Origin of the sequence: Mesorhizobium sp. M0909 (assembly GCF_040319515.1) — a bacterium.
Lineage (GTDB): Bacteria > Pseudomonadota > Alphaproteobacteria > Rhizobiales > Rhizobiaceae > Mesorhizobium.
Map to the genome: position 1 here is coordinate 127,129 of NZ_JAMYOA010000012.1, position 12,999 is coordinate 140,127.

The 12,999-nt window shown below is 60.7% G+C and carries 13 protein-coding genes and 1 pseudogene; 2 read left to right on the forward strand and 12 right to left on the reverse strand.

Going from position 1 to position 12,999, the window contains the following annotated elements:
- Nucleotides 1-2: 2 nt before the first annotated feature.
- The 6 genes from NKH83_RS19650 to eno all read right to left on the reverse strand — a co-directional run bounded on the left by NKH83_RS19650 (nt 3) and on the right by eno (nt 6,514).
- Entirely contained in the window at nt 3-641 is a 639-nt protein-coding gene (locus NKH83_RS19650) for an SGNH/GDSL hydrolase family protein (RefSeq protein WP_352478825.1), read from the reverse strand.
- Nucleotides 642-778: 137 nt separating this feature from the next.
- Entirely contained in the window at nt 779-2,152 is a 1,374-nt protein-coding gene (locus NKH83_RS19655) for a pyruvate dehydrogenase complex dihydrolipoamide acetyltransferase (protein WP_352478824.1), read from the reverse strand.
- Between the two features lie 17 nt (nt 2,153-2,169).
- On the reverse strand, nt 2,170-3,555 hold the full coding sequence (locus NKH83_RS19660) for a pyruvate dehydrogenase complex E1 component subunit beta (RefSeq protein ID WP_352478823.1): 1,386 nt from the start codon (nt 3,553-3,555) through the stop codon (nt 2,170-2,172).
- A gap of 15 nt (nt 3,556-3,570) precedes the next feature.
- Nucleotides 3,571-4,560, reverse strand: coding sequence for a pyruvate dehydrogenase (acetyl-transferring) E1 component subunit alpha (pdhA, locus tag NKH83_RS19665; RefSeq protein WP_245274631.1), 990 nt, complete (start codon nt 4,558-4,560; stop codon nt 3,571-3,573).
- Between the two features lie 222 nt (nt 4,561-4,782).
- Nucleotides 4,783-5,103 (reverse strand): FtsB family cell division protein, encoded by a 321-nt coding sequence (locus NKH83_RS19670; protein ID WP_352478822.1) that lies wholly within the window; start codon nt 5,101-5,103, stop codon nt 4,783-4,785.
- A 136-nt stretch (nt 5,104-5,239) separates the two neighbouring features.
- On the reverse strand, nt 5,240-6,514 hold the full coding sequence (eno, locus tag NKH83_RS19675) for a phosphopyruvate hydratase (RefSeq protein WP_352478821.1): 1,275 nt from the start codon (nt 6,512-6,514) through the stop codon (nt 5,240-5,242).
- Nucleotides 6,515-6,727: 213 nt separating this feature from the next.
- Here eno and NKH83_RS19680 point away from each other — a divergent pair, with 213 nt between their 5' ends.
- Nucleotides 6,728-6,850 carry a hypothetical protein gene (locus NKH83_RS19680; protein WP_084642452.1) on the forward strand — a complete coding sequence of 41 codons (123 nt, stop codon included), beginning with the start codon at nt 6,728-6,730 and terminating at the stop codon, nt 6,848-6,850.
- Between the two features lie 77 nt (nt 6,851-6,927).
- Here NKH83_RS19680 and NKH83_RS19685 read toward each other — a convergent pair whose 3' ends face one another.
- The 5 genes from NKH83_RS19685 to NKH83_RS19705 form a co-directional block, all read right to left on the reverse strand.
- Nucleotides 6,928-7,293: a PRC-barrel domain-containing protein gene (locus NKH83_RS19685; RefSeq protein WP_352478820.1), complete on the reverse strand. Its 366-nt coding sequence runs from the start codon at nt 7,291-7,293 to the stop codon at nt 6,928-6,930.
- Between the two features lie 122 nt (nt 7,294-7,415).
- Nucleotides 7,416-8,267 carry a 3-deoxy-8-phosphooctulonate synthase gene (kdsA, locus tag NKH83_RS19690; RefSeq protein WP_254817187.1) on the reverse strand — a complete coding sequence of 284 codons (852 nt, stop codon included), beginning with the start codon at nt 8,265-8,267 and terminating at the stop codon, nt 7,416-7,418.
- Nucleotides 8,264-9,148 (reverse strand): VOC family protein, encoded by an 885-nt coding sequence (locus NKH83_RS19695; protein ID WP_352478819.1) that lies wholly within the window; start codon nt 9,146-9,148, stop codon nt 8,264-8,266. The genes kdsA and NKH83_RS19695 overlap by 4 nt, the downstream gene beginning before the upstream one ends.
- A 97-nt stretch (nt 9,149-9,245) precedes the next feature.
- Nucleotides 9,246-9,533 carry a Dabb family protein gene (locus tag NKH83_RS19700; protein WP_254817185.1) on the reverse strand — a complete coding sequence of 96 codons (288 nt, stop codon included), beginning with the start codon at nt 9,531-9,533 and terminating at the stop codon, nt 9,246-9,248.
- 103 nt (nt 9,534-9,636) lie between these two features.
- Nucleotides 9,637-9,771, reverse strand: a complete 135-nt coding sequence (locus NKH83_RS19705; protein ID WP_292655342.1) for a hypothetical protein — start codon at nt 9,769-9,771, stop codon at nt 9,637-9,639.
- A gap of 158 nt (nt 9,772-9,929) precedes the next feature.
- Here NKH83_RS19705 and NKH83_RS19710 point away from each other — a divergent pair.
- A pseudogene (locus NKH83_RS19710) lies at nt 9,930-10,920 on the forward strand (glycerophosphodiester phosphodiesterase family protein).
- 85 nt (nt 10,921-11,005) lie between these two features.
- On the opposite strand, the gene NKH83_RS19715 reads toward NKH83_RS19710, so the two are convergent.
- Nucleotides 11,006-12,985, reverse strand: coding sequence for a bifunctional 2',3'-cyclic-nucleotide 2'-phosphodiesterase/3'-nucleotidase (locus NKH83_RS19715; protein ID WP_352478818.1), 1,980 nt, complete (start codon nt 12,983-12,985; stop codon nt 11,006-11,008).
- Nucleotides 12,986-12,999: the final 14 nt, after the last annotated feature.

Consider the following 12,999-nt stretch of genomic DNA (forward strand, 5'->3'; position numbering starts at 1 on the left):
CTTCACAATTCCAACATGAGGCGCACGAACGGCGCCAGCGCTTGCCCGACGTTCCGCGTGTTTTCTGCGTCGAGGTGGACGCCGTCGAGCGGCGTCGTTTTGGCCACCGTGCCGGCATCGAAGAAGCCGCAGCCGGCCTCGTCGGCAAGGGCGGAATATTGCGGCGCCAGCCGCTTTGACGCGTCATCGCCGCCGGCGAACATTTCCTTGAACTCGGCGTTTTCCGTGCGGCTGACTACGGGCGGCGCGACGATCAGGATCTGCGGCGCCGGCCAATTGAACGGGTAGTCGTGACCGCGCACGATATCGATCAGGCGTTGCATGCCTTGCTTTGCCGCGACAGGATTGCCGTGAATCCACGGCTTCATATCGTTGGCGCCGAGCATGATGACGATCAGATCGATCGGTGCGTGCGTCGTCAGGATTGTTGGCAACAGCCTTGCGCCATTGCGGTCCGCCCCGGCCAAGTGATCGTCGAAGGCGGTGGTTCGGCCATTCAGGCCTTCGGCGATGATCTCGACGCCGCTGCCCAATGCTGCCTGCAGCACGCTCGGCCAGCGATCCGCCGGCGGATGACGGCCAAGGCCTGCCGCGTCATAGCCCCAGGTCAGCGAATCGCCATAGCAGAGGACCGTTTTCATGCGTTTTCCCCGCTCCAACAAAGACCTATCCGCAATCGCTACCGCCCGAACAGCCAATGTACGATAATCGTTTACGAGCCGGATTGGATGGAGGCGAAAAGGCTGGTGTAGAATTTCCGCACCGCCCTGTTCCCTGCTTAGACCAGCATGCCCATCGGATTTTCGATCATGCGCTTGAAGGCGACGAGCAACTCGGCGCCGAGCGCACCGTCGACTGCGCGGTGATCGGTCGACAGCGTCACCGACATGATTGTTGCGATCTTGATCTCGCCGTTCTTCACCACCGCGCGTTGCTCGCCGGCGCCAACCGCCAGGATCGTCGCATGCGGCGGGTTGATGACGGCAGAAAAATCCTTGACGCCGAACATGCCGAGATTGGACAACGCCGTGGTGCCGCCCTGATATTCTTCCGGCTTCAGCTTGCGGCTGCGGGCGCGGCCGGCAAGGTCCTTCATCTCGTTGGAGATAACGGACATCGTCTTTTCGTCAGCACGCCGGATGATGGGGGTGATGAGGCCGCCGGGGATCGACACGGCAACGCCGACATCGGCGTGCTTGTGCTTGATCATGGCGTTTTCTGTCCACGACGCATTGGCGTCCGGAACCGCTATCAGCGCCATGGCAAGAGCCTTGATGACCATGTCGTTGACCGACAGCTTGTAGGCCGGCGTTTCGCCCTTCTCGGTCTTCTTCACCGGGGCGGCCGCATTGATCTGCGTGCGCAGGGCCAGAAGTGCGTCGAGTTCGCAGTCGAGCGTCAGATAGAAATGCGGGATGGTGGTCTTGGCCTCGACCAGCCGCCGCGCAATGGTCTTGCGCATATTGTCGTGGGGGGCCAACTCGTAGGAGCCTTCGGCAAACAGTTTGAGCACCTGCTCGTCCGGCATCGCCTTGGGTGCTGCGGCGGCAGGCGCCGCAGCGCCAGCGGGGGCCGCTTTTGCTGGTGCCGCCTTGGCGCCGCCACCAGAAATTGCGGCATCGACATCGGCCTTTACCACGCGGCCGTGGGGGCCGGAGCCGGTCAGCGCCGCGATATCTATACCGGCTTCGCTGGCGATGCGCCGGGCCAGCGGCGAGGCGAAGATGCGCTCACCGTTTGCATGGCCGTTGGCGGCCGGCGCCGCTTCCGCCTTAGCTGCAGCTGCGGCAGGCTCCTGCTTCGGCGCTTCGGGCTTTGGTGTTTCAGCTTTGGAGGCGTCCGCTTTCGGAGCCTCAGCCTTTGCCGGCGCAGCGCCGTCACCGCTTTTCGCGGCGGCCGCCGCATCCTCCCCCTCAGCCGCCAGCACCGCGATCAGCGCATTAACCTTGACGCCTTCAGTGCCCGCCGGAACCACCAGCTTGGCGACCGTGCCTTCGTCGACGGCTTCGACTTCCATCGTTGCCTTGTCGGTCTCGATCTCGGCAATCACGTCGCCGGGCGAAACCTTGTCGCCCTCCTTGACCAGCCACTTGGAAAGGTTGCCCTCTTCCATTGTGGGCGACAGCGCCGGCATGGTGATGTTGATAGGCATTTTGTCCTCCGCCCTGCTCAGCGATACGTCACGGCTTTGACCGCCTCGACGACCTCGCCGACATTGGGCAGCGCCAGCTTTTCGAGGTTCGCCGCATAGGGCATCGGCACGTCCTTGCCGGCAATGGTGATGACCGGTGCGTCGAGGAAATCGAAGGCGCGCTGCGAGACCTGATTGGCGATATGGTCGCCGACCGAGTTCTGCGGAAAGCCTTCCTCGACCACCACCAGGCGATTGGTCTTTTTGACCGAGGCGATGATCGTGTCGAAGTCGAGCGGGCGGATGGTGCGCAAGTCGATTATCTCGGCATCGATGCCCATGCCACGCAACTCCGCCTCGGCCTTAATCGCGTAGGTCATGCCGATGCCGAACGAGACGATGGTCACGTCCTTGCCGGATTTGTGAATGCGCGCCTTGCCGATCGGCAGCACGAAATCGTCCATCTTCGGCACGTCGAAGGAGTGGCCGTAAAGGATTTCGTTCTCGAGGAAGATGACCGGGTTCGGGTCGCGGATCGCCGCCTTGAGCAGACCCTTGGCGTCGGCGGCGGTATAAGGCATCACCACCTTCAAGCCGGGAACATGGCTGTACCAGGCGGCGTAGCATTGCGAATGCTGCGCAGCGACGCGGGCAGCCGCCCCGTTCGGGCCGCGAAAGACGATCGGGGCGCCCATCTGGCCGCCGGACATATAGAGCGTCTTGGCGGCTGAATTGATGATCTGGTCGATCGCCTGCATGGCGAAGTTGAAGGTCATGAATTCGACGATCGGCTTCAGGCCGGCCATCGCCGCGCCAACACCAACGCCGGCAAAGCCGTGCTCGGTGATCGGCGTGTCGACCACGCGCCGCGGACCGAATTCCTGCAACAGGCCTTGCGTGATCTTGTAGGCGCCCTGGTACTCGGCAACCTCCTCGCCCATGACAAAGACATCGCCGTCGCGGCGCATTTCCTCCGCCATTGCATCGCGCAAGGCTTCACGCACCGTGGTCGAGACCATTTCGGTGCCGGCCGGGATGTCGGGATCGGCGACAATTTCCAGCTTGGGCGCGGCGGCAACAGGTGCTGCAGCTTCGCTCTTGGCCGGAGCAGCCGCGGGCGCTTCCGCTTGCGACTCAATGGCCTCCTCGCCGATACCTTCGCCTGCCTCGTCGACGTCTTCGCCATCGACGGCCAGCACAGCGATCAGTGTGTTGACTTTGACACCCTCGGTGCCGGCAGGAACCACGATCTTGGCAAGGGTGCCGTCGTCCACGGCTTCGACTTCCATCGTTGCCTTGTCGGTCTCGATCTCGGCAATGGCGTCACCGGCTACGACCTTGTCGCCCTCTTTCTTCAACCACTTGGAAACATTACCCTCTTCCATGGTCGGCGAGAGGGCGGGCATGAGAATTTCGATCGGCATGTCCTTTCCCTCTCGTTAAAGTACGATGTCGGTCCAGAGCTCGGACGGATCCGGCTCCGCGTCGTTCTGGGCAAATTCTGCGGCGTCGGCGACGACGTCGCGGACTTCCTTGTCGATGGCCTTGAGTTCGTCCTCGCTTGCCCATTTCTTGTCGAGCAGCCGCGCCTTGACCTGCTCGATCGGGTCACGTTCGGAGCGCATTTTCTGCACTTCTTCCTTGGAGCGGTATTTTGCCGGATCCGACATCGAATGGCCGCGGTAACGATAGGTCTGCATTTCGAGAATGAGCGGCCCGTTGCCGGCGCGGCACCATTCGGCGGCGAGGTCGCCGGCGGCCTTAACGGCGCGCACATCCATGCCGTCGACCTGGATGCCTGGAATCTTGAAGGAGGCGCCGCGGTGCGAGAAATCTGTCTCGGCCGAAGAGCGCGAGACCGAGGTGCCCATGGCGTAGCGGTTGTTCTCGATGATGTAGATCACCGGAAGCTTCCACAGTGAGGCCATGTTGAAGCTTTCGTAGACCTGGCCCTGGTTCGCGGCGCCATCGCCGAAATAGGTCAGCGTCACATTGTTGTTGCCGCGATAGCGGTTGGCGAAGGCAATGCCGGTGCCGAGCGACACTTGCGCGCCGACGATGCCGTGGCCGCCGTAAAAATGCTTCTCCTTGGAGAACATGTGCATGGAGCCGCCTTTGCCTCTCGACAGGCCGCTACGGCGCCCGGTCAGTTCGGCCATGACGCCGCGCGGTGACAACTCCATCGCCAGCATATGACCATGGTCGCGATAGGCGGTGATCATCTGGTCGCCATCGATCAGCGCCATCTTCATGCCGGTAACGACCGCTTCCTGGCCGATGTAGAGGTGGCAGAAACCGCCGATGAAGCCCATGCCGTAAAGCTGGCCTGCCTTTTCCTCGAAGCGGCGGATGAGCAACATGTGCCGGTAGGCGGCAAGCTCCTGGTCTTTGGTGAATTCAACAGGCTTCGGGGTGGAAAGGCCCGGCATCTTGCCGTCTGATTTGGATTTGGCAGGCGCTTTTCTGGTGGCGGTGGCCATGCATCACTCCCTGTTGGCGTCTCTTGGCGGACAGCGAGGGAGATCAGTTCTCCCACCGATTTGAGGCAGGCTAACATGCAGGGAAGGCTTTCGCCATGCCGAAAACGCATGGCTGTCATGCATCTAAGCAATTAAAATCATTGCAAATATCGCCGATTAACTGAAATCGGGTTATCTTGCGACCGGCAACATGATGGTGATCTCGTCGGCGTGGGACAGATTAAGCGCCTTGCGCGCCTGCTCGTCCAGCATGTCCTTCTCCAGCGTGCCCTCATGCATCAGCTGAACGCGGCGCTCGAGATCGATCCGACGTGCCTTGACGGTATCGAGCCTGCCCTGCAATTCGGCAGTCTCGGCTTCGAGCCGATACTTGGAATATATCCCGAACTCGCCATGATAGGCATGGAAGCCGAAATAAGTCAGGAACACCACGCAGAGCGAGGGGATGATCAGCCGGCCGGTGTTTCTTTGCTTGTGCTGGCGTGTCCACATGGTCCGAATCCTCTACGCCGCCTTTGTCGCCCGATTGTGCTTAATGGACGGTTACAGCCTGTTGGATTCAGAGCCAGGAAGCAAAAAAGGGCGGGAATGTCCCCGCCCTCGCCGCCACGGATTTTCTCTCTCGAAATCAGCTTTTCACGATCGACTTGCCGGCATATTGCGCCTGCTTGCCGAGCTCCTCCTCAATCCGGATGAGCTGGTTGTACTTGGCCATGCGATCCGAGCGCGACAGCGAGCCCGTCTTGATCTGCCCGCAATTGGTGGCAACGGCGAGGTCGGCGATGGTCGAATCCTCGGTCTCGCCCGAGCGGTGCGACATCACCGCGGTATAGCCGGCCTTGTGCGCGGTCTCGACGGCGTCGAGCGTTTCGGTAAGCGAGCCGATCTGGTTGACCTTGACCAGGATCGAATTGGCGACACCCATGCGGATGCCGTCGCGCAGCCGCGCCGTGTTGGTGACGAACAGATCGTCGCCAACCAGCTGCGTTTGCTTGCCGATGAGATCGGTCAGTATTTTCCAACCGTCCCAGTCATCCTCCGCGAGGCCGTCCTCAATGGTGATGATCGGGTAGTCGGCAGCAAGTTTGGCCAGATATCTGGCCTGTGCCTTCGGGTCGCGGGTTTTCCTCTCGCCTTCATAGACGTAGTTACCATCCTTGAAAAATTCGGTCGCCGCGCAGTCGAGGCCTAGCGCAACCTCCTCGCCAGGCTTGAAGCCAGCCTGCTCGATCGATTCCATGATGAAGTCGAGCGCGGCCGGCGCGCTCTTCAGGTTGGGAGCAAAGCCGCCCTCGTCACCGACATTGGTGTTATGGCCGGCGTCCTTCAGCTTCTTTCGCAGCGTATGAAAGATCTCCGAGCCCCAGCGCACGCCGTCGCGCAGCGTCGGCGCGCCGATCGGCAGGATCATGAATTCCTGGAAATCGATCGGGTTGTCGGCATGCGCGCCGCCATTGATGATATTCATCATAGGCACCGGCAGCACATGGGCCTTGGTACCGCCGACATAACGGTAGAGCGGCAGGTCGGCCGCTTCGGCCGCGGCCTTGGCCACCGCCAGCGACACGCCGAGGACGGCGTTGGCGCCGAGCCGGCTCTTGTTGGCCGTACCATCGAGCTCGATCATGGTCTGGTCGATATGGATCTGATTCTCTGCCTCCATGCCGCCGATCGCCTCGAACAGCTCGCCGTTCACCGCCTCGACCGCCGTGAGCACGCCTTTGCCGAGATAGCGGGGGCCGCCATCGCGCAGTTCGACCGCCTCATGCGCGCCGGTAGAGGCACCGGACGGCACCGCGGCGCGACCCATCGAACCGTCTTCGAGCACGACGTCGACCTCGACGGTCGGATTTCCGCGGCTGTCCAGGATTTCACGCCCGACAATGTCGATGATGGCCGTCATTGCGATGTCCCCGATTGATCGATTGAAGCGTCGCGCACCTCTTAGCCAAAGCGCCGCAAAACGCAATCGGGGCAGTTGCAAATATTGCCCCGCGCCCATTGCCGCTCTTGGGACTCACGAAGCACAAAACACTGTCATCATTTGTCATAGGCCGCATGCCGGTTTCTGGTTTATGGCTGTTGTCGCGCGGGGCGAAACAGGAGGAGTTTCGCCATGTCCCAGTTGAGCGGTATTGTGAGTTTGTTCCTGATCGCGGCTGCGTTCCTGACGTCGTGCGACAATCAGCAACCCCCGCAGGGATCGTCGCCTTTGCCGGCCCTGCAGATTGCGCAGTAGCAACCCGCCACATCGAAAGGCCCCCGATTTCCCGGGGGCCTTTTTGATTCCAGGAGACTTAGTCAGTGCCAGTAAGGTCAATGCCAGTAAGGCTCGACCTTGTAGTAGTTGTATGAGGCGTCACGTGCGGCCTCGCCGTCGGCGCCGGTCAGCTCGTTGATCGAGTAAGAAGGAGCGGCCATCAGCTGGTCTTTGGTGAACGGCACGACATAGCCACCCTTGTCCTCGTCATAATCAAGGCTCGCCCACGGAATGGCGTGGTATTTCTCGCCAATGCCGAGAAATCCGCCAAAACCGATCACGGCAAACATGATTCCGTTCGACAATTTGTCGAGCATAACGTCCTCGATGTCGCCGATATGAGTGCCTTCCGTGTTGTAGACCGATGTGCCGATAACCCGCGAAGCGGCGATGGCTTCGGTGTGTCCCGTCTGGGTCGTCATGGTGTTCTCCTCGTCGTCGTTGACATTAGATTTTGACAATGAGGGCCGCGGGCTAAGGTTCCAGGCGGGTTCGAAATTCTTCAAAGTTTTCTTGACGACGCTGCTGTGGCGCAACTGCTGGTTCAACCCACGCTCTTGGCGATGCGATCGAAGGCCATCAGTCGTTCAAGCAATGCGGGAAGATCCTTTAGCGGCACCATGTTGGGACCGTCGGAAGGCGCGTTGTCGGGGTCCTGGTGCGTCTCGATGAAGACGCCGGCGACGCCAACCGCGACGGCCGCGCGCGCCAGCGTCTCGACAAAGCGCCGGTCGCCTCCAGACGAACCGCCCTGCCCACCCGGCTGCTGCACGGAATGGGTGGCATCGAAAATCACCGGCGCACCGATCTCGGCCATGATCGGCAGCGCCCGCATGTCGGACACCAGGGTGTTGTAACCAAAGGATGCGCCGCGCTCGGTCACCAAGACATTGGCGTTGCCGGAGCCGATGATCTTGGCGACGACGTTCTTCATGTCCCACGGCGCGAGGAATTGGCCCTTCTTCACATTGACCACCTTGCCGGTTCTTGCCGCAGCAATCAGCAAATCGGTCTGTCGGCTGAGGAAGGCAGGAATCTGCAGGATATCGGCATGCGGAGCGACGATCGCGCATTGTTCCTCAGTGTGGACGTCGGTCAGGATCGGCAGCGCAAAATTCTTGCGCAAGTCGTCGAAGATCGGCATTGCCGCTTCAAGTCCCGCGCCGCGCGTGCCGCCAAGCGAGGTGCGGTTGGCCTTGTCGTAGCTGGTCTTGTAGACGAGCCCAATGCCGAGCCTTTCAGTCAATTCCTTTAGCGCACCGGCCATGTCGAAAGCGTGCTGCCGCGATTCCAGCTGACATGGACCGGCGATCAGCGATAAGGGCGCGCTGTTGCCGAAAATGACTTTGCCGACCGCAACGGAAGAGTTCGGCATCAGTGGATTGAGCTTGTTCATGCGATCTCCCGGAAAATGAAGGCGGCGCCCTGCCCTGGCGCCGGCGGCACGATGATATCACCGCCGCGCGTGTGGTGTTCGACGGAATTGGCTGCAAACAGCTTGGCGACGGCGTCGGCGTGCCTAATCGAAAAGACGATCCCGGCATAGCGGAGTTCAGATGGCGCGCCGGCAGGAATGCCGAAGCGTGCCGAATAGGCTGCAGGATCCAGAATGGTCACTACGGCATTCGGCAGCTCATAGACAGTGCCGCCCTGCGCCTCGATTCCGGCTGCGATCGAAATCAAGCGGCCTTGTTCGAAAGGTTCGCCAGTGACTGCTACGACTTCGACAATGCCGGTTGCGCCATTAGCGTGGCCCTGCAACGCAGTGCGGTCGACGTTCGGCGCATTGATCCGCTCGCAGGCGAAGAGAAAAGCGTCCGTTGCCTTGCCTGTAGCCGCGAAGGCCAGTTTGAACGATGCGGTGTCGCTCTTTCCCGTCGCATCGGTGAAGGCGCGCGAAAAGCTTAGCGCGTCCCCCGCCGACAGACCGGCTTCCATGTAACGCGCGTGGTCCGCGGCGGCGCTTTCGGTGCCCAGCGCCACGGCAGAAAATCCTTCATCGCCGTTTTCTTCGCGATAGGTGCGATCACGCGCGACAAAGACATTGCGGTTCGCGATCGCCTTTGCCACGGCCTGTCTGTCGGCGACCACGAGCGGCTCGAGATAGGTGCCGTCGGTGTGGAAGACACAGCAGTTTTTCGTTCCGAAAGGGTGGATACCTGTCGGCGCAACAGTAAAGCCAAGCAGGGTCAAGCGCGCCCGCGCAATATCGAGGCTCGCGGTCGGCAGCACCAGGTGATCGAGCGGATGAGGCCTTGCGGAGGTGTTCTCGGTCATGTCCCGCGCGGTGTGCCTCATTCCTGAAAATGGTTCAAGGGCTTGGCCGACGCCTCAGCGGCAAGACCATTATCAGCGCCTAGGGGACGGCGGCTCGTCAACTTGCAACGATGTCGGCCGAATAACGCAATTCGCGTAGCGGTTTGACCCGGCTGGTCGTCTCTGCATAGAGCGGATGCGCCTTGTAGGCGGCGAGCGCCGCTTCGTCCTCGAACTCGGCGTAGACGACCACATCGATCTCATCCGAGAGCGGGTCGACCTTGGTGTTGAGCGTTACCTCGAAATGACGCGAATGAGGTATCTTGCCAAGCGCCAGGAGGCCCGTGCGCACTGCCTCGACATCCGCTTTATGCCGTGCGCTGAAGAAAACGATATGCCGGATCAACCCAGCCTCCTCGACCGTTGGACCGGCGTTCTTTTGTGTCAGCGGCAGCGTGCCGTCAATCGGCAGGTTTGTCGCGTCTGCGAACCGTAGCAGCGAAGAGAAACTACACCATGCTGGTTACATAGTGCACGATGCGGGTCACCTCCCTGACCGTCCTGTCGAGGTAGCGGCCTTGGTTGTAAATGCCGTCCCAGATCAGGAAAAAGGTGACGGTCGTGATGACGATGACATAACGCATGACTAAAACTAGCGCATATGGACGGCTGCAACCATAACGATTCCAACGCTGCTGGGGACCCTCCCCGGGAATCTTTAGCGGCCGTTTGATCTGCCCGGCCGTCAAAAAGTCCGATCGTGACGCAGGATGCGGCCATAACGGCCAATGGGAATCATATCATGCGCAGACGGACGATCTCCCTCGTTGCAATTCTTGTCGCTGCGGGCGGCATCTGGCTCAACAACACCTCGCTGCTTTCGAGCCGGCCGGCCGGCACCCCTTCGGTGCTTGCGCATCGCGGCCTGGCTCAGGATTTCGACCGTACGAACCTCGGATCGGAAACATGCACGGCCGCTCGCATGCTGACGCCGCGCCATTCCTTCCTCGAGAACACGATACCGTCGATGGAAGCCGCCTTCGCGCTCGGTGCGGACGCGCTCGAACTTGATGTCCATCCTACCACGGACGGCAAGTTCGCCGTCTTCCACGATTGGACGCTGGATTGTCGCACCGACGGCAAGGGTGAAACGCGCAGCCATGCAATGTCCGAATTGAAGACGCTCGATATTGGTTATGGCTACACTGCCGATGGCGGCAAGACCTTTCCGTTTCGCGGCAAGGGTGTCGGCATGATGCCGTCGCTGGATGAAGTCTTGCAGCGCTTCCCGAACCGGCGCTTCAACATCAACGTCAAAAGCAACGATCCCAAGGAAGGCGAGATGCTGGCTGCCCTGGCTCGCCACATTGACGCCGGCCGAGCGCCCCAATCTGACGGTCTATGGCGGCGACAGGCCTATGGACGCGGTCAAGGCAGCATTGCCGGATACGCACACGCTGAGCCGCGCATCCCTGACGCGCTGCATTCTTCGCTACACTGCGCTCGGCTGGAGCGGCTACGTTCCTGATGCCTGCCGCCAGGGCACTTTGCTCATCCCCGTCAATATCGCAAAGTGGATGTGGGGCTGGCCGGACCGTTTTCTCGACCGTATGGACGGTGTCGGCAGCCATGTCTACCTGCTCGGTCCCTATTCCGGCGGCGGCTTTTCACAAGGCCTCGACGACCCAGCCTCGATCGACCAACTGCCGGACGATTATTCCGGTGGGATTTCGACGGACGCACTGGATCTGGTCATGCCTGCCGTCAAGCGGCGTTTCGCACCACGTGGGTGACAAGGCCATCTGCTGGAAAAAGGTTTGCCATACCGGACAGTATCTTAGCGCTGAGACAGTTTCGAGTCGACGCTCAAATCCTCACCTAGAGAGTGATGCGGTACTTGGCAAACCCTGCTTCGCCCTCGCCCGCCGGCTCGATCTTCAGCGACGTCACTTGCGCAATGAAATCCTTTGCCCTGGCGCCGGTCTGGAATACGACGCTGGTTCCCGGTAGTGGCGCAAACGACCAGTTGGCGTCCGCCGACGGATTGATGGTGCCTTTGCTGACGATATAACGCACGATCACATCGCGGTTGGTGTCGGGCGCTTCGTAGATGATCTTCGAGGCATTGATCTGCGGGAAATTGCCTCCGCCGCCGGCTCGGTAGTTGTTGGTGGCGACGACGAATTTCCGCTTGGGATCAATTGGTTTGCCGTTGAACATCAAGTCAATAATGCGGTTCGAGCCAGCATTCACCAGCCCGCCCTTCGAATCATATTTCGGTGGCTGCGACAGATCGATTTTGTAGGTGACGCCGTCGATCACGTCGAAATTATAGGATGGGAAGTCAGTGTTGATGAGCGCCTGGTCGGCTTTGCCCGGTTCGATCCGGTTGAAGATGCCGGCCGACATTTCCAGCCATTCCTTCACCTCCGCTCCGGTGATTTCGACGGCGCGCACCGTGTTTGGATAGAGGTAGAGGTCGGCGACGTTCTTGATGGCGATATCGCCCACCGGCACGTCGGTGTAATAGTCGGCGCCGTTGCGCCCACCCGCCTTGAACGGTGCCGCCGCCGACAGCAGCGGCATATCCTTCCACTCGGTGTTCTTCAGGATGTCCTTCAAGTACCAGGTCTGCGCCTGACTGACGATCTGGACCGATGGATCGTCGGCGACCAGCGCAAAATAGGAATAGAGCGGCGCCGAGGTTTTGCCGACAGGCCGGCGCACATAGGCGAGCGTCGCCTCGTGATCCTGTTTGAGCGCGTCGACGATGCGCTGGTCGTCCGCGACGGTCGGCTTGTTCGTCTTGTCGACCCGCTCAAAGATCGGCCTGGCCTCAGAGGTCGCCGAGACGATTTTCCATGTCGATCCGTCGCGCTCCAGCAACAGATCGATCAGCCCCATATGCGAGCCCCAGAAGCCGGCCATAACGGCGGGCTTGCCTTGCAGCGTGCCTTTCGCCGGATCGACGGCTTCCAGCAACTGAAAGTCCTTCTTGCCAGGGAAGACGAGGTGCTGGTGGCCGGTGAACACCGCATCGATGCCTTCGACACCTGCCACGAAGACGGAGGCATTCTCCATCATGTCGCTTTGCTTCACGTCGATGCCGGAATGGGAGAGCGCAATGACGATGTCGGCGCCTTCTTCCTTCATTTGCGGCACCCACGCCTTGGCCGCCTCGACGATGTCGCGCGTCTTGACACTTCCTTCGAGATTTTTCAGGTCCCAGACCATGATCTGCGGCGGCACGAAGCCAATGATGCCGATCCTGATCGGTTGCTCGGCGCCCGATCCGTCTTTGATCTTCCTGTCGAGGATGACATACGGCTTGAGATAGAGCTTGTCGTCGCGCGGGTTCGCGGCGAGCTCGGTGCCGCGGATCAGGTTCGCGCAGACGAACGGGAAATTGGCACCGGCCAGCACCTTGTCCATGAACGACAGGCCATAGTTGAACTCGTGGTTGCCGAGCGTCGAGCATTCGTAGCCGAGCAGGTTCATGCCCTTCATGACCGGATGCAGATCGCCATCCTTCATCCCTCTCTCGTAGGCGATGTAGTCGCCCATCGGGTTGCCTTGTAGAAGGTCGCCATTATCGACCAGCATCGCGTTGGTTGCTTCCTTGCGCACGGCTTCAATCAACGATGCCGTTCGCGACAGCCCCATCGTGTCGTTGGCTTTGTCGGCGTAGTAATCGTAAGGCAGCACATTCACGTGGATGTCGGTCGTCTCCATAATCCTCAGATGCGCCTGATTGGCTTGAGCCCGGGCGGAGAACGGATGCAGCATAATCAGCGCTCCGCTCACGGCAACGCCGGCGAGGAAATCGCGGCGTGAGACGAGGTGGCGCAGTTGGGACATTCGTTTTCTCTTTC

Excerpts from the sequence above, each read along its gene's own strand:
- kdsA (WP_254817187.1), bottom strand. The coding sequence starts at position 8,267 with ATGAACAAGCTCAATCCACTGATGCCGAACTCTTCCGTTGCGGTCGGC.
- NKH83_RS19660 (WP_352478823.1), bottom strand. The coding sequence starts at position 3,555 with ATGCCGATCGAAATTCTCATGCCCGCCCTCTCGCCGACCATGGAAGAG.
- NKH83_RS19655 (WP_352478824.1), bottom strand. The coding sequence starts at position 2,152 with ATGCCTATCAACATCACCATGCCGGCGCTGTCGCCCACAATGGAAGAG.
- NKH83_RS19715 (WP_352478818.1), bottom strand. The coding sequence starts at position 12,985 with ATGTCCCAACTGCGCCACCTCGTCTCACGCCGCGATTTCCTCGCCGGC.
- NKH83_RS19680 (WP_084642452.1), top strand. The coding sequence starts at position 6,728 with ATGTCCCAGTTGAGCGGTATTGTGAGTTTGTTCCTGATCGCGGCTGCG.
- NKH83_RS19685 (WP_352478820.1), bottom strand. The coding sequence starts at position 7,293 with ATGACGACCCAGACGGGACACACCGAAGCCATCGCCGCTTCGCGGGTT.
- NKH83_RS19670 (WP_352478822.1), bottom strand. The coding sequence starts at position 5,103 with ATGTGGACACGCCAGCACAAGCAAAGAAACACCGGCCGGCTGATCATC.
- NKH83_RS19650 (WP_352478825.1), bottom strand. The coding sequence starts at position 641 with ATGAAAACGGTCCTCTGCTATGGCGATTCGCTGACCTGGGGCTATGAC.
- eno (WP_352478821.1), bottom strand. The coding sequence starts at position 6,514 with ATGACGGCCATCATCGACATTGTCGGGCGTGAAATCCTGGACAGCCGC.
- NKH83_RS19695 (WP_352478819.1), bottom strand. The coding sequence starts at position 9,148 with ATGACCGAGAACACCTCCGCAAGGCCTCATCCGCTCGATCACCTGGTG.
- pdhA (WP_245274631.1), bottom strand. The coding sequence starts at position 4,560 with ATGCCGGGCCTTTCCACCCCGAAGCCTGTTGAATTCACCAAAGACCAG.
- NKH83_RS19705 (WP_292655342.1), bottom strand. The coding sequence starts at position 9,771 with ATGCGTTATGTCATCGTCATCACGACCGTCACCTTTTTCCTGATCTGG.